Origin of the sequence: Lentzea sp. NPDC059081 (genome assembly GCF_042738015.1) — a bacterium.
Classification (GTDB): Bacteria; Actinomycetota; Actinomycetes; order Mycobacteriales; family Pseudonocardiaceae; genus Lentzea.
Window position 1 is genome coordinate 460,812 of record NZ_JBHYGW010000001.1, and the last position, 19,522, is coordinate 480,333.

The window sequence follows — 19,522 nt, forward strand, 5'->3', positions numbered from 1 at the left end:
CTCGGGGTAACGAGAATTTCGACGACTGCGATCTGGTCGTCATGCGTTCCCGCCACGTGCTGATCGGCCTCGGACTGGTGCCCGGCGTCCTCACGACCGCCTGCACGGTCTCGATCTCCGGAATCGGCGTAACCACCACGGTCACCGTTACGGCGACACCGCAGGCGCCAGAGGCACACAGGGTGTTCGTTGCGGCTGCCGTCGAACGTGATGTGGTCCAAGTCCTGCGCGACGAGTACAAGATCTCAGACGTCGGTCTCGCGTCGTGCCCACTTGGTCAGGCTGTCGATCCAGGGTCCTCGTTCTTCTGCACAGTCGGAGTCGGCGGCCGGACGAAGTCCGTCAAGATCATGGTCAAGTCGGTGGACGGCGAGTACGAGGTCGGGCAGCCGGAGTGAGTGAGGGGCCGGCAGGAGACCGGCCCCTCACCCGGATCACTTCAGGTCGTACGCGCGGATGATGGTCTGCTGCACCTCACCACCCGAGTCCGCCGCCCGCGCCTTGAACGACACGTTCTTCGCCCAGTGCGGGTGGACCAACGTGACCGCCCAGCCCGAACGGGTCTTGCGCAGCGGCACCGGCTTCCACGTCTTGCCCTCGTCGTAGGACACCTGCACCGCCGGGTCCTTGATGTTCGTGACGGTGCCCGTTCCGTTGCGCTCCACCGTGATCGGCACGGTCTGCACGCGGCCGGCGCGGTTGGACGTGTCGAGCTGCGGTGCGAACCGGACGGCCAGCAGCGGGATCGGCTGGTAGGCGTCGCCCGTCACGTGCTCCGAGGTGAACGACCAGTCGGCCGTGATGCGCGACGACAGCGAGTCGCGGGTCGCCTCGGTGTGCGCCTGGTAGCGCTTCTTCTCCGCCGGCACGTTCTGGATTGCGGCGTAGCCCGAGTACGGCTCGTCGGAGATGACCTTGCCGTCGAGCGTCACGGTGGTGCGGCCGGTGTGCGCGCTGGTGCCGTTCATGCCCTGCGAGCTGAACATCGGCATGTCCAGGCGCAGCAGGTCGCCGGCGCGGCCCGCGTAGCGCACGTAGCGCGGGTCGTTGGGCACGCCGGGACCGTAGACGGCGCTGTTCCAGTGCTCGGTGACGGTGCGGCCGAGCTGGAACACGCGCGGCACGGCCGAGAACTGGTAGCCCAGCAGCGGGTACTCGCCGAGCTTCGTGAACTCCAGCAGCGAACCGGACCACTCGACGCCGGGCGTGTAGTACTCCTTGAGCCGCAACGGCAGCGTGCCGGAGGCGCCGTCGTCGCGCTGGCCGACCGAGCCCGGTACGCGGGCGTGCGTGACCGAGTCGACGCGGGCCAGGTCGCGGTCCTTCACCGAGCGCTGGAGGTTCGCCGGCACGCGGGTCTTCTCGCTGACCCGCACGTGGTACTGGTACGGGCTGCCGCCGAAGGTGCCCTGCGCGTCCGGTTTGGCCAGCACGGCCTCGGCGTAGAAGTCGAACTTCGGCCACGACGTCTTCGACGGGCGGACCAGGATCGAGTCGAAGCTGTAGAGCGACCAGGTGCCGCCGGTCTCGCCCCAGGTGGCCTGCATGAGGAACCCGAGCCCGGCGCGGGCCGGCTTCGCTTCCTGCCGGTCGACCGCGATGGACGGCCGGACGCCCTGGCGGGCGTCGAACACGATCTCCGTGGGCCTGTTGATCTCCAGCGCGGGCTCGGTCAGCGTGGTGATCGGGCTGTTCTGCGTCGGGTCCGGGTTGCGGGTGCTGATCGTGCCGTCGAGGAAGAACCGGCCCTTGGGCAGGCGCTGCACGAGCGTGCCGGACGGGTCGTAGCGGAAGTAGGCCTGGCGTTCGTCGATGTTCACGAACCGGTAGTCGTAGTACTCCGCCGGCTGGCCGTTGTGGTCGAGGAACGTCAGCTTCACGTCGTAGCTCTCGACCTCCTTCACCACGCCGATCGCCACGCGGGTGCCGTCGGACGCCAGCACCGCGGCGCCGTAGAGGCCGTCCGGCACCGACGCGCGGGTGTCCGCCGTGACGGTGGCGTCGGCGGTGCCACCGGCGGGGATGGTGAGCTTCGCGGGTGAGACGCTGAACAGGCCGGTCGCCGCGGGCTTCACCTCGCCGACGCTGAGGTCGACGGTCACGTCGGACGTGCCGGTGTTGCGGTAGGTGAGCTTCTGCGTGATGGGCTTGTCGTCGTCGTGCGGCCACTGCGCGGTGCCCAGCGAGAAGCTGCCGTGGTCCGTGGTGAGCGGCCCGGAGACCGCGCGGTCGACGTCGAGACGTCCGGCGCCCTGCTCGTAGACGGTCAGCGACGGGTTCGGCTTCGCGCTGTTCATCAGCGCGGCCTTGATGTCCTCCGCCTTCCACGCCGGGTGCTGCGCGGCCACGATCGCCGCTGCTCCCGCCACGTGCGGGGTGGCCATCGACGTGCCGGAGATCGCGACGTGGCCCTCGTCGACCGGGGTGCCGATGACGCCGTTCTTCGCCTTCGCGGCCACGATGTCGACGCCCGGCGCGGTGATGTCGGGCTTGACGGCGTTGTTCGTCCAGCGCGGGCCGCGCGAGGAGAACTCGGCGAGCGTGTCGTCGCGGTTCACGGCCCCGACGGTGAGGGCGGCGTCGGCGGCTCCCGGTGAGCCGATCGGGCCGCCCGAGTTGCCGGCGGCGACCACGAACAGCGCGCCGGTCTGCTCGGTGATGCGGTTGAGCGCGAGCGACATCGGGTCGGTGCCCTCGTCGGGCCACGAGCTGCCGAGGCTCATGTTGACGACCTTGGCCTTGGTGGCGGCCCACTCCATGCCGGCGATGATGTCGCTCTCGCTGCCGCCGCCGAAGTCGCCGAGCACCTTGCCGTTGACGAGCTTCGCGTCGGGCGCGATGCCCTTGTACTTGCCGTCACCGGTGACGATCGACGCGACGTGCGTGCCGTGGCCGAAGAAGTCGTCGGTCGACGGGCTGTCGCTGAAGTTCTTCGACTCGACGACCGCGCCCGCGAGGTCCGGGTGCGACTCGTCGACGCCGGTGTCGAGGATCGCGACCGTGACGTCCTTGCCGGTGAAGCCCTTGGCCCACGCCCTGGGCGCGCCGACCTGCGCGGCGCTGCGGTCCAGCGACGCGGTCACCCTGCCGTCGAGCCAGATCCTGCCGGTGCCCGCCGCCCGAGCACCGGCCCAGAACTGGCCGTTCTTGTCGACCTTCACCGCGTGCGCGCCGATGCTCGGCAACGACTCGGCGTTCGCCGCGCTGATCCCCTGCCCCTGCACGATCAGCGGGGTCGTCCTGCTGGAGGCGTCGTCGTAGCCGGACCTGGCCAGCAGCGAGACGTCGAACAGGCGCTCGTCGAGCTCACCGGAGTTGATCCGCGCCTGGGCGTCGAGCGGGACGACGTGCAGGTCGCCCCGCGTGTCCTTGAACGACCGGAAACCGATCTTCTCCCTGCCCTGCGCCCCTCTGGTCCTGACCCGGCCGTCGACGACGGTGACCTCGTCGCCGGTGATGAGCGTGACCTTCGTCGTCAGCCCGTCGGCTCTGACCGGGTCTGGCGGTGGTGCCGCCGAAACGGGAACGGCTGCCGTGGCGGCAACCACGACAGCCGTGAGTCCTGCGGCGAGATGCGATCGTTTCAACGCGAGCTCCCCTGGTTCACCGTGGTGAGGAATAGCCCTCGGTGACTAAGACACTTCGCAGAGTTGTCGCGTTGCGGCGTGGATCACATGAGTTGTTCACAGATTTGTCTGAATCGCCCTCTCGACGGCGGCTTCGACGTGCAGCCGGGTCGTCGGGAACACCGGCAGCGGGACGTCGTCCTGGCTGATCAGCAGCTCGATCTCGGTGCAGCCGAGGATCACGCCCTGCGCGCCGTCGAACCGCGCGATGACGTCTTGGTAGGCGCGGCGGGACTCGTCGCGGACGATGCCGAGGCACAGCTCGTCGTAGATGATCCGGTGCACGGTCGCGCGGTCGTCCTCCGAAGGCACCAGCACCGTCAAGCCGTGTGATTCGAGGCGTTCGCGGTAGAAGGGCTGGTCCATCGTGAAGCCGGTGCCGAGCAGCCCGACCGTGGTGAGGCCCGCCGCCGTGATCGCGGCGGCGGTGGTGTCGGCGAGGTGGAGGACCGGGATGTCGACGGCGGCCTGCACCTGGTCGTAGACCTTGTGCATGGTGTTGGTGCAGATCAGCAGGAAGTCCGCACCGGCGGCCTGCACACCCGCGGCCGCCTCCGCGAGCACCTTGCCGGCGTCGTCCCAGCGGCCCTCGACCTGCATCCGCTCGATCTCGGCGAAGTCCACGGAGTGCAGCACGACCTTGGCCGAGTGCAGGCCACCCACCCGTTCCCGCACCAGCACGTTCGCCAGCCGGTAGTACTCCGCACTGCTCTCCCAGCTCATCCCGCCGAGCATTCCGATCGTCTGCATGGGACCCAGTCAAGCACTCCAGCGCGGGTCGCGGCCGGTGGTGGCGAGCAGCTGCTCGAACGGCGAGGCGTCGGCCGGGGCCGCGACGGGTTCCTTGAAGACGTTCATCTCGATCGCCATCGGCCCCATCTGCTTCACCAGGGCCTCGACCTCGGCGAACACCTCGGGGTCGGGGTCGAAGCGCTGGCCGGTCGCCTTCGCGAGGTCGGAGGCGTGGATGGTGAGGTCGAGCAGGGCGAGGCCGCCGACGACCTGCGCGGGCATGTTCATGTTGCCCGCGATGCCCTCGTCCGCGCCGGGCTGTCCCCACGCCTCGACGAGCTTCGCCGTCTCGGCCGGGTACCGCGCGCGCCAGTCCGGGTAGGACGGGGTGTGGCTGAAGTCGGCGTCCTGCTTGACGGCGAGCTTCTGGAACTCGACGACGACGTGCAGCAGGTGGTCGAGCAGGGCGCGGACGTCGTAGTCGGCGCACGGGGTGGGCCTGGTCAGGTCGTCGTCGCCGATGCCGGCGATGACGGGCAACGCGTGGTCGCGGGCGCGGTCGAGCAGAACGCTGAGCTTCATGTCCCCGAGCTTATTTTCGGGCGGTCCGGCGCTCTTGAAGAAACGCGCCAACCTCGCGGCGGGCACCTGGCGGAGGCCGCGCACCTAGGATCTGCGACGTGCAGGGGCCGCGCCGGGACACTCGGGGGATCGTGGACGCGCGTGAGCTGTTCGCCCGCGTGCGGTTCCGGCGCCGCCTGCCGTGCCCGGAGCTGCGGCCCTACCTGGAGCACTACTGGTTGATCGACGGTCAGCTGGACGAGCCGTACACGTCGTACGTGGTGCCGCACCCGTCCGTGAACGTCGTGTTCGAACGCGGGTACGCGCAGCCGGAGATCGCGGGCGTCGGGCTCGGGCTGTTCAGCCGGGTGCTCGACGGGCGGATCCGGGTGGCGGGCGTGCAGTTCCGGCCCGGCGGGTTCCGGCCGTTCCGCGCCGAGCCGGTGTCGTCGTGGACCGGCCGGCACGTGCGGCTGCCCGTGGACGCGGGTCTGGTCCTCGACGTCGAGGACGAGGACGAGCGGGTGGCGGCGCTGGACTCGTTCCTGCTGGGCCTGGGACCCGTGGCCGACCCGCAGGCGACGCTCGCGATGGACCTGGTCCAGCGGATCCGCGACGACCGGGAGATCCGGCGGGTCGCGGACTTCGCAAGGTCCTCGGGCGTGGCGGTGCGGACCCTGCAACGGCTGTTCGCGGACTACGTCGGGGTGAGCCCGAAGTGGGTGATCCTGCGCTACCGCATCCACGAGGCGCTGGAGCGCGCCGAGTCGGAGGTCGAGTGGTCACGGCTGGCCGCCGACCTCGGCTACAGCGACCAGGCCCACCTCGTGCGGGACTTCACCCAGACCGTCGGCGTCTCCCCCGCGGCCTACGCCCGCGCGCTCACCTGAGGTACTCGGACAGCTCGACGATGATCCCCTCCGGGCCGCGGACGTAACAGGTCCTCAGGACGTCCTGGTACCGCTCGACGTTCCCGACCAGCTCGGCGCCGTGCGGCTGCAGCCGGGCGAGGGTGTCGTCGAGGTCGTCCACGACGAACGCGATGTGCCGCAGCCCCAGGGCGTTGATCGGGGCGGACGCGCTGCCGTCGATCGCGTCCGGGGCCGCGAACTCGCTGAACTCGATCCGGTAGCGGCCGTCCGGGGTGTGCAGCATGGCGATCTCGCTGCGTGAGCCTTCGAGGCCGATGACGCCGTCGACGAACTCGCCCTCCATGTGCGCCTTGCCCTCCAGCTCCATGCCGAGCGCCTCGAAGTAGGCGACGGCGGCCGCGAGGTCGGTGACGGTCATACCCACGTGGTGCATGCTCTGGATGCTCATGCCCCTGGGACGGAGCCCGCGCCGGGTTCTCGACACGCGAAGTGGTCCAACTTCGTGAGCGGATTGTGGCTCTCCTGACTGGACCGCTTTCGCGGCAGAGTGCACGGCATGAGCCTCGCTTTCCTGGTCACGACGGTGATCGCGGTCGCCACCCCCGGCACCGGTGTGCTGTACACGCTGTCCGCCGGTCTCGCGCACGGACGCAAGGCGAGCGTGATCGCCGCGTTCGGCTGCACGCTCGGGATCGTGCCGCACGTGCTCGCGACCGTGACGGGGCTGGCGGCGTTGCTGCACGCGAGCGCGGTGGCGTTCGAGGTCGTGAAGTACCTCGGTGTCGCGTACCTGGTCCACCTGGCGTGGGCGACGTTGCGGGACAAGAGCGAGCTCGTCGTGGAGACCGCTGCAGAGGCCGCGGTGGCGCCCACGTCCGCGCGGAAGATCGTCGTGTCGGCGGTGCTGATCAACCTGCTGAACCCGAAGCTGACGATCTTCTTCGTGGCGTTCCTGCCGCAGTTCGCCACCGGGTTCGGGCAGATGCTGACGCTCAGCCTGGTGTTCATGGCGGTGACGTTCGCGGGCTTCGCGGTGTACGGGGTCTTCGCGGCGGCCATGCGCGACCGGGTGCTGGCCCGGCCGCGCGTGACGGTGTGGCTGCGGCGGTTCTTCGCGGCCTCGTTCGCCGCCCTGGGCGTGAAGCTCGCCCTCACCTGAGACCAGCCCTCTTCCGGGTCACGGCACGAGGATCAGCTTGCCCCGGACGTGTCCCGCGCGGCTGAGCTCGAACGCGCGGGCGGCCTCGGCGAGCGGGATGCGCTCTTGGACCGGGAAGCGGAGCACGCCCCGAGCCGCCAGCTCCGCCACCGCCGCGACGATCCTGGCGACGCTGTCCATCGGCGCGCCCACGGGGGCGATGCCGGCCTCCGCCGAGTGCTGGTCCTCGGCGACCGTCGTGGCCCGCGTCAGGTCGGAGAGCAACGCCAGGGTCGCGGCGACGCAGTCGGCACCGCCGTGGGTGTCGAAGACGCCGTCCACGCCGCCCAGCGCCGTGACCTCGTCGACGAGCCCCGGTCCGTACGCGACCGGCGTGGCGCCGAGGCTCCGGAGGAACTCGTGGTTGCGGGGCGAGGCGGTGCCGATCACCCGCAGGCCCAGGTGGAGCGCGATCTGCGTGACCGCGATGCCGACCCCGCCCGCGGCGCCGTGCACGAGGAGGGTCTGGCCGGGTTCCAGCTCGAGCATCTCCAGCCCGGCGTACGCGGACCCGGCGGCGACCGGCAGTCCCGCCGCCTGCTCGAAGTCGACGTCCGCGGGCTTGGGCACCAGCTCGGTCGCGGGGAAGGTCGCCTCGGCCCGGTAGCTGCCGCCGATCCCGGTGCGGATGACCTCGTCGCCGACCGCGAACCCGGTGACGTCCGGCGCCACCTCGGTGACCACGCCGGCGCTCTCGTTGCCGGGCACCGCCGGCAGCGGGAGGGGCAGGAAGTCGCGGGCGTACCCGGCGACGATCTTCCAGTCCGCGGGGTTCACGGAGATCGCGCGCTGGGAGACGCGCACCTCGCCCGCGTTCAACGGCGGCAATTCTTCTTCGCGCGCTTCGAGAACGGACGAGTCTCCGTATTCGTCGAAATAAATCGTGGTGCTCAAGAGGTCATCCTCATCAAGGAAATCGGGAACGGGCACCCCGTAAACTAGGACCTGACGTCGACGTGAGAGGTCGGTGAATGTGACCGCCCTCACGAGAGGAGCGGGTGGGATGCGCATCGGTGAGCTGGCCGAGAAAGCCGGGGTCACGCCTCGGGCTCTGCGTTACTACGAGGAGATGGGCCTGCTCCGCTCGACCCGCACGACCAGCGGTCAACGCATCTACGACGCCGCTGCTCTGGACCGCGTCACCGTCATCCGGGAGCTCTACGGCGCCGGGCTCGGCAGCGACCTGGTCTCGTCCATCCTGACCTCCGTGGAGAACCAGCGCGCGGAAGACGGGTTGCTGAACGCGTTGACCGACGAACGCGCACAGCTGGAGGTGAGGATGGCCGCACTGCGCGACGCCGCGAACCGGCTCGACGTTCTCATCGACCTGGTCGAGAACCCGACCACGCACGTGTGCCCGCCCTCGCTTTCCGCTGACGGGAAAGCGCCGACGAGGATGAAGAACGTTCCGGCCTGAATTCGTCAGCCGCAGGCGGCGGCGCGTTCGAGCAGCAGTGCTTTCTCGGCTTCGTTGCGGGTGAGCGAGGCGGCTTTCTCGAACTCCGCTTTCGCTTCCTCCGCCCTGCCCAGCTTCGCCAGGAAATCCCCGCGCACGCTCGGCAGCAGGTGGTACCCCCGCAACGCCTTGTCGTCCGCGATCTCGTCGACCAGCGCCAGCCCGGCCGCCGGGCCGAACGCCATCGACAACGCCACCGCGCGGTTGAGCTCCACGATCGGCGACGGCGAGATCCGCGCCAGCACCTGGTACAGCGCGGCGATCTGCTGCCAGTCGGTGTCCTCGGCCCTGCGCGCACGGCCGTGGCACGCGGCGAGGGCGGCCTGCACGTAGTACGGGCCGGGCGGCTGGTTCAGTGCCTCGGCGCGTTCCAGCGCCTTGAGGCCGCGGCCGATGAGCAGCCAGTCCCACTTGCCGCGGTCCTGCTCCAGCAGCAGCACGGGCTGGCCGCCGGGACCGGTGCGGGCTTTGGCGCGGGAGGCCTGGATCTCCATCAGCGCCACCAGGCCGTGGACCTCGGCCTCCTTCGGCGCGAGCTCGGCGAGCACGCGGCCCAGGCGCAGGGCCTCCGCGCAAAGCTCAGGACGCATCCAGTCGTCGCCCTGGGTGGCGGAGTAGCCCTCGTTGAAGATCAGGTAGAGCACCTCGAGCACCGAGGCGAGGCGGGGCGCGAGGTCGGGACCTTCCGGGACCTCGAACGGGACGCCGGCGTCGGCGAGGGCCTTCTTGGCGCGCACGATGCGCTGGGCGACCGTCGAGTCGCTGACCAGGAACGCGCGGGCGATCTCCTCAGTCTTGAGGCCGCCAAGCATCTTCAGCGTCAGCGCGACGCGGGCCTCGGTGCCGAGCACGGGGTGGCAGGCGGTGAAGATGAGGCTCAGCAGGTCGTCGCCGATCTCGTCCTCGATGCCCTCGCTCGCGTCCGGGGTGGCCTCCTGGACCTCGCGGCCGATCTCCTCGACCTTGCGGTTGAAGTTCTCGCGGCGCCGGATCTGGTCGACCGACCGCCGCTTGGCGGTCGTCATCAGCCAGGCGCCGGGGTTGCGGGGCACGCCCTCGGCCGGCCACTGCTCCAGTGCCGCGACCAGCGCGTCCTGGGCCATCTCCTCGGCGAGCCCGACGTCGCGCGTGTACCGGGCGAGTGCGGCGATGACCTTCGCCGACTCCATCCGCCAGACCGCGTCGATGGTGCGGTGCACCGAGGTAGCCCCCATGGGGGCATCAGACCACAGCCACCTGACGTATTTCCACGACGCACGCCGGAAGGGGGATGCGCCGGATCCGTTCCACCGCCTCCTCGTGGTCGCGCACGTCGATCAGCCAGTACGCCGACACCCCGAACGCACCGGGCACGAGGTCGCCCGCGTCGAGCAGGACACCCGCGCGCAGCAACGAGATCCCGTGCCGCGCCGCCACCGTCCCCTTGACGAACACCATGAACCGCACCGGACCTCCTCGCTCGCGCCCTCATCGGGACGTCGAACGGGGAGGTGCCGGATCGACGTGGGTTCAGGAGCGGAAGTCGGCCGCGTGGTCGCGCGCCCACCGGGCGAACGTCCGGTACGGCCTGCCCGTCAGCTCCTCGTACACCGGGGACACGGTGTACTCGTAGCCGCTGAAGTCGTCGGGGTCGCCGCCCTCGTACCCGGCGAGGCCCAGGACGTAGCGGGCGATCTCCTCGGGCCAGCCGACACTGACGTAGTAGGCGAGCGTCTCCTCGGCCGTGACGTCGCGGAACGTCGGTTGACGCCCGATCGCCTCGCCGATCGCCCGTGCCATGTCCCGCTGCGTGATCGGCGCGGGGCCGGTGAGGTCGTAGGCACGGCCCGTGTGCCCGTCCTCCTCGAGGACCCTGACCGCGACGTCGGCGATGTCGGCCTCGTGGATCGGCTGTCCGACCGCGTCCGGCCACGGGTGCACGATCGTGCCGTCCTCGCGGATCGACGGGCCCCACAGATCGATCTTGTTGGCCGCGAACTCGCCCGGCCGCAGGTGCGTCCACTCGGCGCCGGACGCCTCGACGGCCCGTTCGACCGGCAGGTGGTGGCTCTGGTCGTAGCCGTGGGTCACCGCGCCGCTGGACAACGTCACGATCCTGCGCACGCCGGCCCGCACCGCTCGGTCGACGACCTCCTCGGCCGTCCGCGGATGGGCGAACAGGTAGAGCTTCTCGACGCCGTCGAACGGGATGCTGGCGGGGTCGTCGAGGTCGCCCCGGACGACCTCGACGCGGCTCGGGAAACGAGTCTTGCCGGGGTCGCGGGTCATCGCCCGTACGGGGCCCGTCAGACCGGCGGCCACCAGGCGGCCGACGTTGCCCGTCGCGCCCGTTACCAGGACCGTCATCGCATGCCCCCTTCGATCCCGTCCAGCAGCTTCGCGAGCCCGTAGTCGAACGAGGTGCGCATGGTGTCCGCGAGCGTGCCGTCGGTCTCGTAGGCGCCGGCGTTCCACAGCGCGGTCATCGCGGGGTAGCGCTCGACGTCGAAGTAGTCGTCCCAGAACACCTGCCGCGCGTTCCACCACGAGTCGCCGGACTCCCCGGTCTTCGCGGCCAGCTGCTGGTCGTCCACCTCGGACGCCGCCGCGCCATGCACGAACCCCTCGACCGCGACGTGCGCGACGGTGACCTGCTTCGGTTCCAGCCCGGAGTCGGCGAGCGCGGCCAGCACGAACTCCTGGCCGTCCATCAGGCCGGGCCCGAGCGGCGGCCGGACCATCGACACGTCCCGCATCCACGGGTGCGCCTGGTAGACCGCCCGCGTGCGGTCGGCGTAGTGCGTGACGCGCTCCCGCCACCCGCCGCTGGGCGTGAGGTCGCGTTCCTGCAGCACCGCGTCGGCCATGAGGTCGATCAGCTCGGCCTTGCCGGGCACGTGCGTGTAGAGCGACATGGTGCCGACGCCGAGCTCCTGCGCGACGCGGGCCATCGACATCGCGCCGAGCCCCTCGCGGTCCGCGACCGCGATCGCGGCGCCGACGATCTGGTCGACGCTCACCTTCGGCTTCCTGCCGACCGGTTTCGGCTCCGGCGGCGTGCGCCAGAGCAGCGCGAGCGTGCGGACCGGGTCTCCCCCGCCGCTGCGTTCGGCGGCCATCCGCCCACCTCATTTCCGTAGGCCATACGGAAACAATACCGTACGACCTACGGAAATGGGCTCAGTTGACGTACCAGACGACCTCGACACTGGAGGGTGTGGCTTTGTGCAGCTCTGCGCACGCTTCGTGGGTCACGACGAGGCCGGTCCGCCGGCACATCCGCTCGCTGTCGTCGAGCGATGCCTTCGGCGTGTACCCGCGAGACGCGAGGTGGGCGCGCATCACGTCGGCCGCGCGGTCCCCGGTCGCCTCCAGGTCACGGGAGCAGCTGTGCGAGCCGCAGTACCCGGCGCCCTCGACGACCCGCACCCCGACCGGCCCCGGGAGCACACCTTCGTCACCCGGCTTGGCCTCGTACTGCGCGATCAGGACCACGCCCACCGCGACCGCGGCGGCGATCGCCACCGCGGGCACCAGCAGGAGTACGCGGAACCGCCCCCGCACCGCAGACCCGATGCCCCACACGAGCGCGAGGAGTACCGGCAGTAGGCCGGCCACCTCGACGGCCGACGGCACCCACGGGCCCGACCAGTCCAGCACCTGCGGCGCCACGAACCACGCGACCAGCGCCGCCGCGACCGCACCGGTGACCACCTTCGTCAGCCGGGCGCGCGAGGACGCCACTTCCCCCTCGATCGACATGGACGCCAGTAAAGCGGAAACGCCGCCCCGTGTTCGGGACGGCGTTTCCTGTGGTGGGAGCGAGGTGTCAGGCTGCCAGGGCTGCCAGGTCCATGCGGGCCGGTTCCAGCAGCAGCTGCGTGACCCGGAGCTGGCGGGCGGCGGCCCGCAGATCCTTCACGACCTCGGCCACGTCGCGGCCCAGGTCCGTGTCGGCCCGCGAGGCCAGCGCGGAGGCCTCGGCGGAGAGCCGGGCGCTCGTCGCGCGGATCTCCTCGAGCGCGGCGCGCAGCTCGTCGACCGTCAGCGGGGTGCTCATGACCGCCAGGCCAGCGCGGTCAGCATCTCCTTGCCGCGCTCGGCGCTGCGCGGGTGGCTCAGCACGTCGTAGCGGCCGGCCACGAGCTGCGTGGTCGAGGCGAAGTCGCGGCGGCCGCGGGTGGCGCCGTAGCGGGCCGCGGCGCTGGCCAGGCCGAACACCGTACCGACGACCAGGCCCGTGACGATCGGGGCGAGCGCGCCGCCGGTCGAGAACAGGCCCAGCAGCAGGCCGACGAACAGACCGAACCAGGCACCCGACGCGGCACCGGCGCCGAGGACGCGGCCCCAGGTCAGGCGGCCCGTGACGCGTTCGACGATCATCGGCTCGATGCCGACGATGGTGACGTCGGCGACCGGGAAGTCGTTGTCCGCCAGGTGGTCGACCGCTCGCTGCGCTTCCTCGTAGGTCGCGTACGAACCGATCGGCCAGCCCGAGGGCGGGGTGGGCAGTGCGTTGACGCCAGTGGAATTGGCTCCGGTGGCGAACGGAGTCGCGGTGGTCATGTCCAACACCTCCGAAATGCGATCCCCTACACCCGGTATTACGAATTCGCCCCTTCGGTTGTTCCCGGAGTCGAGCTGATGTGACTCAGCTCCCTCTCGGTAAGTGCGATGTCCAGCGATTCCAGGGTTTTCGCGAGGTCGTCCACCTGAGAATTCTCAGGTTCGGCACCGGCGTGCTCGACGGTGAGCCGCGAGCCCACCAGACGGCGGCTCAGTCCCGGCTCCAGACGCATGACGACGAGCTGCCGGCTGAACGGCGACCGCGCGTGCGTGGCGACGTAGTGGTTGGCCGCCTGGTAGTCGACGGGCAGCTGGTCGACGTCGGGCTCGAACGCGTGCCGGAGGTCCCAGCCGTCCGCGGACTGCTTCTCCAGCACCCAGCGGCGTCCTTCGCGGCGCAGCCGGTGCGGCCAGCCCGCCTGGTCCACGACCACGCCGTCGGCGAGCGGCATCGGGTGCAGCATTCCGGCGCCGAAGCCGACGTCGACGAGGTGGTCGTCCACGATCGACATCATGTGCGTGCGCGGCCCGGTCATCACCCGGCTCATCCGCCGCGCGACCGTGTACCCGAGACGTTCCAGCACGGCCGTGAACAGCAGTTGGTGCTCGTAGCAATAACCGCCCCGACGGCTTCGGAGCATCTTGTCCTGGATGTCGCCGAGGTCGAGTGACGGAACACGGCCGAGCATCACGTCGATGTTCTCGAACGGAATGGCGCGCACGTGCGCTTCGTGCAACTCCGTCAACGAACTCGACGCCGACGCACCCGTGCGCGCGAAATACGCGTCGAGGTCCACTGTTTCCGTTTGCCACATGCTGAAAACCGTCACCCCTGTGCTTTGCCGCGGTCTGCGGCGAAAGCCGCGGGATCTCCGCATTCCGCCGTGATCTCGGCCGTCGCCAGCGCGGCGGCCACGAAGTCGTCGACCAGCGGCGAGACGCGCGAGGCCGCCGTCGCGAGGCCCACCTGGACGGGCGCGAGCTCCGGGACGGGGACGTAGCTGATGTCCGGGCGGGAGTGGAACACCGTCTCCGACCTGGCCAGGAACGAGATGCCCCGGCCGGCCGCGACGTGTTCGAGCGTCTCCTCCACGCCCCGCGCCCGCAGGCCGGAGTCGGGGTGCGGGCGCCGGGTGGGCGCGGTGTCCGGTGCGGCGTGCCAGACCAGCGGCTCACCGGCCAGGTCGGACTCGGTGACCTCCTCCTTGCCGGCCAGCCGGTGCCCCGCGGGCAGCACGGCCAGGACCGGCTCGGTGAACAGCGGGGTCACGCGCAGGCCGGTCGCGTCGATCGGCAGCCGCACGAAGCCGACGTCGACGCGGCCGTCGAGCAGCATCGACGCCTGGTCGTCCCACTCGATCCGCTGCACGTCCACGACCACGTCCGGGTGCCGCGCCTCGAACGCCCTGGCCGCCGGGATGACGGGAATGCCGGTGCGGAACCCGATCGCGAGCCGCGTGCTGCCGCGGGCGGCCACCGCGACCCGGTGGCGGACGGCGTGCGCGGAGGCGAGCAGCGGGCCCGCGTCGGTCTGCAGCTGACGGCCGGCGTCGGTGAGGGCCACGCCGTGGCGGTTCCTGGTGAACAGCTCGGCGCCGAGGTCGTGCTCCAGCGCCCGGATCTGCCTGCTGAGCGCCGGCTGCGCGATGTGCAGGTCCTCGGCGGCACGGCCGAAGTGCAGCCTCTCGGCGACGGCGCGGAAGTAGCGGAGTTTGCGCAGGTCCAGATCCACAGGGGCTCCCCGTCCGGTGATGCCTCCAAGGTATCACCACGACCGAAAGCGGTCTTGGACATCGGTTCGCGCCGGTGAAAACCTCGAATGGCACGCGGCGAACACCCAAGAACTCGCCGCAGGATTCCGGAAGAAGGCGGAGAAGAATGAGCAGCGTCAGCATCATCGGTCTGGGGAACATGGCCAGGGCCCTGGCCGGACGGGCGCTCGCCGGCGGCAACACCGTCGAGCTCATCGGCCGAGACCAGGCCAAGGCGAAGAAGCTGGCCGAGTCACTGGACGGGGCCACCGCCGGCACCGTGCCGACCGGCGACATCGTCGTGCTCGCCGTGCTCTACGACGGCGCGGCGGAGGTCGTGCGCGAGTACCGGGACGCGCTGCGCGGCAAGGTCGTCATCGACATCACCAACCCCGTTTCCGCTGATCGGCTCGGGTTCGTCACGCCCGAGGGCAGCTCCGGCGCGCAGGAGATCGCCAAGGCCGCGCCGCCGGACGCGCACGTCGTCAAGGCGTTCAACACGCTGTTCTCGCAGGTGCTCGCGTCCGGTCCGGCCGGGCTGGACGTGTTCATCGCGGGCGACGACGCGGAGGCCAAGGCGCGCGTGTCGGAGTTCGTCGAAAGCCTCGGCATGCGGCCGAGGGACGCCGGGCCGCTGCCGATGGCGCGGGCGCTGGAGAACGCGGGTCTGATGATGATCGGGGTCATCACGAACTCGGTGAAGCACACCGATTTCGCGCTCGGTCTCACGATTCTCCGCTGATCGCGCTTTCCCATTCCTGCTTGGTGAGCGCGTATTCGACTTCCCCGAGCTCCGTGCCGGGTAGCGGGTCGGGGAAGTCGACGTGGAAGGTGCGGACGTGCCGCAGCCCGCACTTCTCCATCACGCGCCGCGAGCCCGCGTTGACGAACATGGTGGTCGCGACGACCCGCTGCACGCCACCGGCGGTGAATCCCCGGTCGATCAGCGCCCGGCCGCCCTCGGTGGCGTACCCGAGTCCCCAGAACTCGCGGTGCAGCCGGTATCCGAGCTCGGCGTCCGGGGTTCCCTTCAGCTCGAACCAGCCGATGAACCGACCGGTCGTCTTCTCCAGCGCCGCGTGGAAGCTCTCGCCGAGGTAGTTCTCGACGGGTGCGGGGTCGAGGTAGCGCATCACCTCAGGATCGGCGTGCAGGGCCCGCAGCGCGTCCGCGTCGGACCCGGTCATCGGGCGCAGGGTCAGGCGTTCTGTTTCCACGAGGGCATCGTGGCGCGGCTGTCCACCGCTTTACCGCACTTCAGCGACGCGAACGCCGCCACCAGGCACAGCACGATCGCGAAGCCGAACGCGATCGCGAGCCCCTCGGAGAACGGCTGCGAGATCAGGCTCGGGAAGAACCCGCGCCCGGTCAGGAACGCGGCCTGGTCCGGCGGGAGCGTCGTGAGCTGGTCGCCGAGCAGCTGCTGGATCGGGTTGTAGCCGAGGAACGCGGCGAACAGCACGGCCACGGCGGGCAGCCCGGCGACTTGGGAGGCGGCGGCCGGTGACACGCCGTGCTCCACGAGCCCGGTCCGCATCGCGCCGGGCAGCGACTGGGAGAACCCGACGATGATCAGGCTGAAGAAGAACCCGATCGAGAGCACCATCGCGGTGTTCTGGAACGTGGTCATCATGCCGCTGCCCGAGCCGCGGGCGTTGGCGGGCAGCGAGTTCATCACCTCGGCGCGGTTGGGCGAGGAGAACATGCCCATCCCGATGCCGGTGAACACCAGGATCAGCGCGAACGCCCAGTAGGGGAAGTCGACGGGCAGCGCGATCAGCAACCCGAACGTCACGGCGGCGATCAGGTTGCCGGTGAACGCGAGCATCCGGCTGCCCAGCCGGTCGGACAGCACGCCCGCGGTGGGCGCGGCGAGCAGGAACCCGACGGTCATCGGCAGCATGTAGATGCCCGCCCACAGCGGCGTCTCCTCGTAGGAGTAGCCGTGCAGCGGCAGCCAGATGCCCTGCAGCCAGATGATCAGGATGAACTGCAGCCCGCCGCGGCCCAGCGCCGAGGTGAAGTTCGCGATGTTGCCCCAGGTGAACGACCTGAGCCGGAACAGCTCCAGGTCGAACAGCGGGTTGGGCACGCGGTGCTCGATCACGACGAACGCCACCAGCACCAGCACGCCGCCGATCAGGCAGGTCAGCACGAACGGGCTGGTCCAGCCGGTCTGCGAGGTGCCGTGCGGCTGGATGCCGTAGGTGATGCCCACCAGCAGCACGATCAGGCCCACCGCGAACGTGATGTTGCCCCACCAGTCCATCTCGGCGTGCCGGCGCTCGCCGGTGTCGTGCAGCTTCAGGTAGGCCCAGACCGTGCCGAACAGGCCGAACGGCACGGACACGATGAAGATCAGGTTCCAGTTGACCGGCGCCAGCACGCCGCCGATCACGAGCCCGAGGAACGAGCCCGCGATCGCCGCCACACCGTTGATGCCGAGCGCCATGCCGCGCTGGGTGACCGGGAACGCGTCGGCCAGGATCGCCGAGGAGTTCGCCATCAGGAACGCCCCGCCGACGCCCTGCACCACGCGCCAGCCGATCAGCCACAGCGCGGCGGCGTCACCGTCGAACCAGGTCACCGCGAGCATGACCGAGGAGACCGTGAAGATCGCGAAGCCGAGGTTGTACATGCGGGCGCGCCCGTACATGTCGCCGAGCCGCCCGAAGCTCACCACCAGCACCGCGGTGACGACCAGGAAGCCCATGATCATCCACAGCAGGTAGCCGGTGTTGGCCGGGTCGAGCGGGTTGATCGCGATGCCCTTGAAGATGTCGGGCAGCGCGATCAGCACGATCGAGGAGTTGATGGTCGCGATGAGCATGCCCAGCGTGGTGTTGGACAGCGCGATCCACTTGTAGCCGGCCGGAGCCGCGGACGTCTCGACAGTCACTTCGCCATGCTAATCATCCTGTCTACCGCGTGGGGGTGATGGTCTCGAGGACCACTCCTCCGGCGTCGCGCACGACGACCTTCGCGCCCTCGGCGAACGGGGCCGCGAGCACGAACGTGCCGTTGCCGATCACCGCGGGCACGTCGGCGGACCCCGGCGCGGTGTAGGTGATGGAGGCGACGCGCGGGTCGAACAGCACGCCCACCGCGGCGGTGCTCTCGCTCGCGGAACCGCCGCCCTCCAGCGGCTTGAAGTCGTAGGCCGCGCGGATCGCCCCCACGGTCGTGCCGTTGACGATCTCCATGCCGTCGGGGTCGCGCAGGTCGTAGACCAGGCCGTGCGCGGGACGGCCGTCGTCGAGGCAGTGGACCAGCAGGTCGCCGAACCGGCCCAGCACGATCGTGTCGGTCGGGCTCACCTTGACCGTGACGCCGTGGGCGAACTGGCCGGCGTCGGGGATCGCACGACCGGACATGCACGCGCCGAGCCGTTGCGCCTCCGGGGTGGTGCGGTCCGCGGGTGGCTGCGGCCGGTCGGTCACCGGCGGGGTGGGCTTCGGCACCCCGCGCACCGCGGACTCCTCGCCGTCGACGAGCGCCATCGTGCCGGTCTCCGCGTTCAGGTAGCCGTCGGGGGCGAGGAACAGGCCGTCCACCACCGCGGGCGAGGTGACGTTCCAGCCGGGGTCGGCGATGCGGGACAGGCTGAGCAGCGTCACGTCCGGCGAGACCAGGCCCGCCATCGCCCCGGACGGCGTGGTGAACAGGATCTTCACCTTGCGGTCGCCGGCCTCGACCGGGTCCGCGGCGGGCGCGGAGACGGTCGTGGTGGTGGCGGTGTTCGCGCAGAAGAACACGCCCGCGGGCACCCGGAACGCGGTGAGCACGGTGCCGTTCCTGCGGCTGGTGACGAGCGGCTGCCACTCGGCGGCCGGCGGGTGGGCCGTGGCGGCCGCGGCGCAGCGGGCGAGTGCGTCCTGGTCGACCTTGCCGCGTTCGACGTGGTTGACGACGGCGCGGTCCTTGCCGACGAACTCGCCGTTGTGCTGCATCGGAGGTCCGGCGACCTCCGCGGGCGCGCCGAGCAGGGCCTGGCTCGCGACGACGGCGCCCGCGGCCAGGAGGCTGACCCCGGCGGCGATCAGGACGGGCCGGCCGGTGCGCGGTGCGGGACGCATGTCCTCGGACAGGCGCCGGCGGGCGCGCAGGCGGATGTCGTCGGGCAGGCGGCGGTGTTCGGGCAGCTGGTCGATCACGGGGTGTCCTCGGGGGTCAGGTCCCGCAAGCGGGCGCGGGTGCGGGCGACGCGGGCGCGGACGCTCGACTCGGCGATGCCGAGGAGCGTGGCGGCGTCGGCGGTGGACACGTCGCCCAGCAGGCAGAGCTGGGCGATCTCGCGTTCGGCCGGGGGCAGCTTCGCGATGGCCGCCACCACGACGGCCAGGCGCCGTTCGGCGTCGGTGCGGGCGGCGACCTCGTCGGCGTGGTCGCGTTCGTGCTGCGGGGTCAGCCTCGACACCAGCCGCAGCGCGCGGCGCGCGGCACGCCACTCGGTGCGGGCGCGGTTGGCCGTCACGGTGTAGAGCCACGGCAGCGCAGAGTCGCGCACCAGCCGGGCGTCGCCGCGTTTGCGCCACGCGGTCAGGAACGTCGCGGACAGCAGGTCCTCCGCCTGCGACCACGACGCGGTCAGCCGGTAGGCGTAGTTCCAGACCGCCTCCGCATGACGTTCGAACAGCTCGGTGAACGCCGCGTGGTCACCCTGCGCGATCTGGTCCCACAGGCGGGTGTCAGGCGGTCCCACGTCCGCACACTCGGTCGTTTCAGTCATCACACTCCGCCTGGGGCCACCTCCGCACAGTGTGCTGCGTGACAGCGGTCAC

At 70.7% G+C, this 19,522-nt stretch carries 23 protein-coding genes; 5 read left to right on the plus strand and 18 right to left on the minus strand.

Annotated features, from left to right (window positions below):
• Nucleotides 1–77: 77 nt before the first annotated feature.
• Nucleotides 78–398, plus strand: coding sequence for a DUF4333 domain-containing protein (locus ACFWV3_RS02275; RefSeq protein ID WP_382407283.1), 321 nt, complete (start codon nucleotides 78–80; stop codon nucleotides 396–398).
• Between the two features lie 36 nt (nucleotides 399–434).
• Here ACFWV3_RS02275 and ACFWV3_RS02280 read toward each other — a convergent pair whose 3' ends face one another.
• From ACFWV3_RS02280 to ACFWV3_RS02290, 3 genes are all read right to left on the minus strand, one after another.
• Nucleotides 435–3,587 (minus strand): S8 family serine peptidase, encoded by a 3,153-nt coding sequence (locus ACFWV3_RS02280; protein WP_382407285.1) that lies wholly within the window; start codon nucleotides 3,585–3,587, stop codon nucleotides 435–437.
• A gap of 96 nt (nucleotides 3,588–3,683) precedes the next feature.
• Nucleotides 3,684–4,376 carry an aspartate/glutamate racemase family protein gene (locus ACFWV3_RS02285; protein ID WP_382407287.1) on the minus strand — a complete coding sequence of 231 codons (693 nt, stop codon included), beginning with the start codon at nucleotides 4,374–4,376 and terminating at the stop codon, nucleotides 3,684–3,686.
• Nucleotides 4,377–4,385: 9 nt separating this feature from the next.
• On the minus strand, nucleotides 4,386–4,940 hold the full coding sequence (locus ACFWV3_RS02290) for a TIGR03086 family metal-binding protein (protein WP_382407289.1): 555 nt from the start codon (nucleotides 4,938–4,940) through the stop codon (nucleotides 4,386–4,388).
• A 98-nt stretch (nucleotides 4,941–5,038) separates the two neighbouring features.
• Here ACFWV3_RS02290 and ACFWV3_RS02295 point away from each other — a divergent pair, with 98 nt between their 5' ends.
• Nucleotides 5,039–5,809 (plus strand): DUF6597 domain-containing transcriptional factor, encoded by a 771-nt coding sequence (locus ACFWV3_RS02295; protein WP_382407291.1) that lies wholly within the window; start codon nucleotides 5,039–5,041, stop codon nucleotides 5,807–5,809.
• Here the strand turns inward: ACFWV3_RS02295 and ACFWV3_RS02300 are convergent.
• Nucleotides 5,802–6,224 (minus strand): VOC family protein, encoded by a 423-nt coding sequence (locus ACFWV3_RS02300; RefSeq protein WP_382407293.1) that lies wholly within the window; start codon nucleotides 6,222–6,224, stop codon nucleotides 5,802–5,804. The two genes, ACFWV3_RS02295 and ACFWV3_RS02300, sit on opposite strands and share 8 nt — an antisense overlap.
• Before the next feature lie 123 nt (nucleotides 6,225–6,347).
• Here ACFWV3_RS02300 and ACFWV3_RS02305 point away from each other — a divergent pair, with 123 nt between their 5' ends.
• A complete protein-coding gene (locus ACFWV3_RS02305) occupies nucleotides 6,348–6,950 on the plus strand; it encodes a LysE family translocator (RefSeq protein WP_382407297.1) in 603 nt (200 codons plus the stop codon).
• A gap of 18 nt (nucleotides 6,951–6,968) precedes the next feature.
• Here the strand turns inward: ACFWV3_RS02305 and ACFWV3_RS02310 are convergent, their stop codons facing one another.
• Nucleotides 6,969–7,883 carry an NADP-dependent oxidoreductase gene (locus ACFWV3_RS02310; RefSeq protein ID WP_382407299.1) on the minus strand — a complete coding sequence of 305 codons (915 nt, stop codon included), beginning with the start codon at nucleotides 7,881–7,883 and terminating at the stop codon, nucleotides 6,969–6,971.
• Between the two features lie 109 nt (nucleotides 7,884–7,992).
• On the opposite strand from ACFWV3_RS02310, the gene ACFWV3_RS02315 reads away from it, so the two are divergent.
• Nucleotides 7,993–8,406: a MerR family transcriptional regulator gene (locus ACFWV3_RS02315; RefSeq protein WP_382407301.1), complete on the plus strand. Its 414-nt coding sequence runs from the start codon at nucleotides 7,993–7,995 to the stop codon at nucleotides 8,404–8,406.
• Between the two features lie 5 nt (nucleotides 8,407–8,411).
• Here the strand turns inward: ACFWV3_RS02315 and ACFWV3_RS02320 are convergent, their stop codons facing one another.
• The 9 genes from ACFWV3_RS02320 to ACFWV3_RS02360 form a co-directional block, all read right to left on the minus strand.
• Entirely contained in the window at nucleotides 8,412–9,659 is a 1,248-nt protein-coding gene (locus ACFWV3_RS02320; RefSeq protein WP_382407304.1) for an RNA polymerase sigma factor, read from the minus strand.
• 7 nt (nucleotides 9,660–9,666) lie between these two features.
• Nucleotides 9,667–9,891, minus strand: coding sequence for a hypothetical protein (locus ACFWV3_RS02325; protein ID WP_382407307.1), 225 nt, complete (start codon nucleotides 9,889–9,891; stop codon nucleotides 9,667–9,669).
• Nucleotides 9,892–9,954: 63 nt separating this feature from the next.
• The gene (locus ACFWV3_RS02330; RefSeq protein WP_382407309.1) at nucleotides 9,955–10,791 is read right to left on the minus strand and encodes an SDR family oxidoreductase; all 837 of its coding nucleotides are present in this window, start codon (nucleotides 10,789–10,791) and stop codon (nucleotides 9,955–9,957) included.
• Nucleotides 10,788–11,543, minus strand: coding sequence for a TetR/AcrR family transcriptional regulator (locus tag ACFWV3_RS02335; RefSeq protein ID WP_382407311.1), 756 nt, complete (start codon nucleotides 11,541–11,543; stop codon nucleotides 10,788–10,790). Before ACFWV3_RS02335 ends, ACFWV3_RS02330 begins: the two co-directional genes overlap by 4 nt.
• Nucleotides 11,544–11,604: 61 nt before the next feature.
• Nucleotides 11,605–12,186: a hypothetical protein gene (locus ACFWV3_RS02340; RefSeq protein ID WP_382407313.1), complete on the minus strand. Its 582-nt coding sequence runs from the start codon at nucleotides 12,184–12,186 to the stop codon at nucleotides 11,605–11,607.
• A 67-nt stretch (nucleotides 12,187–12,253) separates the two neighbouring features.
• Nucleotides 12,254–12,484: a hypothetical protein gene (locus ACFWV3_RS02345; protein ID WP_382407315.1), complete on the minus strand. Its 231-nt coding sequence runs from the start codon at nucleotides 12,482–12,484 to the stop codon at nucleotides 12,254–12,256.
• Nucleotides 12,481–12,990 (minus strand): general stress protein, encoded by a 510-nt coding sequence (locus ACFWV3_RS02350; protein WP_382407317.1) that lies wholly within the window; start codon nucleotides 12,988–12,990, stop codon nucleotides 12,481–12,483. Before ACFWV3_RS02350 ends, ACFWV3_RS02345 begins: the two co-directional genes overlap by 4 nt.
• Before the next feature lie 38 nt (nucleotides 12,991–13,028).
• On the minus strand, nucleotides 13,029–13,805 hold the full coding sequence (locus ACFWV3_RS02355; RefSeq protein WP_382407319.1) for an arylamine N-acetyltransferase: 777 nt from the start codon (nucleotides 13,803–13,805) through the stop codon (nucleotides 13,029–13,031).
• 11 nt (nucleotides 13,806–13,816) lie between these two features.
• Entirely contained in the window at nucleotides 13,817–14,722 is a 906-nt protein-coding gene (locus tag ACFWV3_RS02360) for a LysR family transcriptional regulator (protein ID WP_382407321.1), read from the minus strand.
• A gap of 146 nt (nucleotides 14,723–14,868) precedes the next feature.
• On the opposite strand from ACFWV3_RS02360, the gene ACFWV3_RS02365 reads away from it, so the two are divergent.
• Entirely contained in the window at nucleotides 14,869–15,483 is a 615-nt protein-coding gene (locus tag ACFWV3_RS02365; protein WP_382407323.1) for an NADPH-dependent F420 reductase, read from the plus strand.
• Here ACFWV3_RS02365 and ACFWV3_RS02370 read toward each other — a convergent pair.
• From ACFWV3_RS02370 to ACFWV3_RS02385, 4 genes are all read right to left on the minus strand, one after another.
• Complete coding sequence (locus tag ACFWV3_RS02370) at nucleotides 15,467–15,958, minus strand: GNAT family N-acetyltransferase (protein WP_382407325.1); 492 nt, start codon at nucleotides 15,956–15,958, stop codon at nucleotides 15,467–15,469. The two genes, ACFWV3_RS02365 and ACFWV3_RS02370, sit on opposite strands and share 17 nt — an antisense overlap.
• Entirely contained in the window at nucleotides 15,940–17,571 is a 1,632-nt protein-coding gene (locus tag ACFWV3_RS02375; RefSeq protein ID WP_382408138.1) for an MFS transporter, read from the minus strand. The genes ACFWV3_RS02370 and ACFWV3_RS02375 overlap by 19 nt, the downstream gene beginning before the upstream one ends.
• A 91-nt stretch (nucleotides 17,572–17,662) precedes the next feature.
• Entirely contained in the window at nucleotides 17,663–18,895 is a 1,233-nt protein-coding gene (locus ACFWV3_RS02380) for a hypothetical protein (RefSeq protein ID WP_382407327.1), read from the minus strand.
• Nucleotides 18,892–19,470, minus strand: a complete 579-nt coding sequence (locus ACFWV3_RS02385; RefSeq protein ID WP_382407329.1) for an RNA polymerase sigma factor — start codon at nucleotides 19,468–19,470, stop codon at nucleotides 18,892–18,894. The genes ACFWV3_RS02380 and ACFWV3_RS02385 overlap by 4 nt, the downstream gene beginning before the upstream one ends.
• Between the last annotated feature and the right edge of the window lie 52 nt (nucleotides 19,471–19,522).

What these genes read in the sequence shown, in the direction of transcription:
- ACFWV3_RS02285 (WP_382407287.1), bottom strand. Translation starts at nt 4,376, where the DNA reads ATGCAGACGATCGGAATGCTCGGCGGGATGAGCTGGGAGAGCAGTGCG.
- ACFWV3_RS02290 (WP_382407289.1), bottom strand. Translation starts at nt 4,940, where the DNA reads ATGAAGCTCAGCGTTCTGCTCGACCGCGCCCGCGACCACGCGTTGCCC.
- ACFWV3_RS02300 (WP_382407293.1), bottom strand. Translation starts at nt 6,224, where the DNA reads ATGCACCACGTGGGTATGACCGTCACCGACCTCGCGGCCGCCGTCGCC.
- ACFWV3_RS02305 (WP_382407297.1), top strand. Translation starts at nt 6,348, where the DNA reads ATGAGCCTCGCTTTCCTGGTCACGACGGTGATCGCGGTCGCCACCCCC.
- ACFWV3_RS02315 (WP_382407301.1), top strand. Translation starts at nt 7,993, where the DNA reads ATGCGCATCGGTGAGCTGGCCGAGAAAGCCGGGGTCACGCCTCGGGCT.
- ACFWV3_RS02320 (WP_382407304.1), bottom strand. Translation starts at nt 9,659, where the DNA reads ATGGGGGCTACCTCGGTGCACCGCACCATCGACGCGGTCTGGCGGATG.
- ACFWV3_RS02330 (WP_382407309.1), bottom strand. Translation starts at nt 10,791, where the DNA reads ATGACGGTCCTGGTAACGGGCGCGACGGGCAACGTCGGCCGCCTGGTG.
- ACFWV3_RS02335 (WP_382407311.1), bottom strand. Translation starts at nt 11,543, where the DNA reads ATGGCCGCCGAACGCAGCGGCGGGGGAGACCCGGTCCGCACGCTCGCG.
- ACFWV3_RS02340 (WP_382407313.1), bottom strand. Translation starts at nt 12,186, where the DNA reads ATGTCGATCGAGGGGGAAGTGGCGTCCTCGCGCGCCCGGCTGACGAAG.
- ACFWV3_RS02345 (WP_382407315.1), bottom strand. Translation starts at nt 12,484, where the DNA reads ATGAGCACCCCGCTGACGGTCGACGAGCTGCGCGCCGCGCTCGAGGAG.
- ACFWV3_RS02350 (WP_382407317.1), bottom strand. Translation starts at nt 12,990, where the DNA reads ATGACCACCGCGACTCCGTTCGCCACCGGAGCCAATTCCACTGGCGTC.
- ACFWV3_RS02355 (WP_382407319.1), bottom strand. Translation starts at nt 13,805, where the DNA reads ATGTGGCAAACGGAAACAGTGGACCTCGACGCGTATTTCGCGCGCACG.
- ACFWV3_RS02365 (WP_382407323.1), top strand. Translation starts at nt 14,869, where the DNA reads ATGAGCAGCGTCAGCATCATCGGTCTGGGGAACATGGCCAGGGCCCTG.
- ACFWV3_RS02375 (WP_382408138.1), bottom strand. Translation starts at nt 17,571, where the DNA reads ATGCTCATCGCGACCATCAACTCCTCGATCGTGCTGATCGCGCTGCCC.
- ACFWV3_RS02385 (WP_382407329.1), bottom strand. Translation starts at nt 19,470, where the DNA reads ATGACTGAAACGACCGAGTGTGCGGACGTGGGACCGCCTGACACCCGC.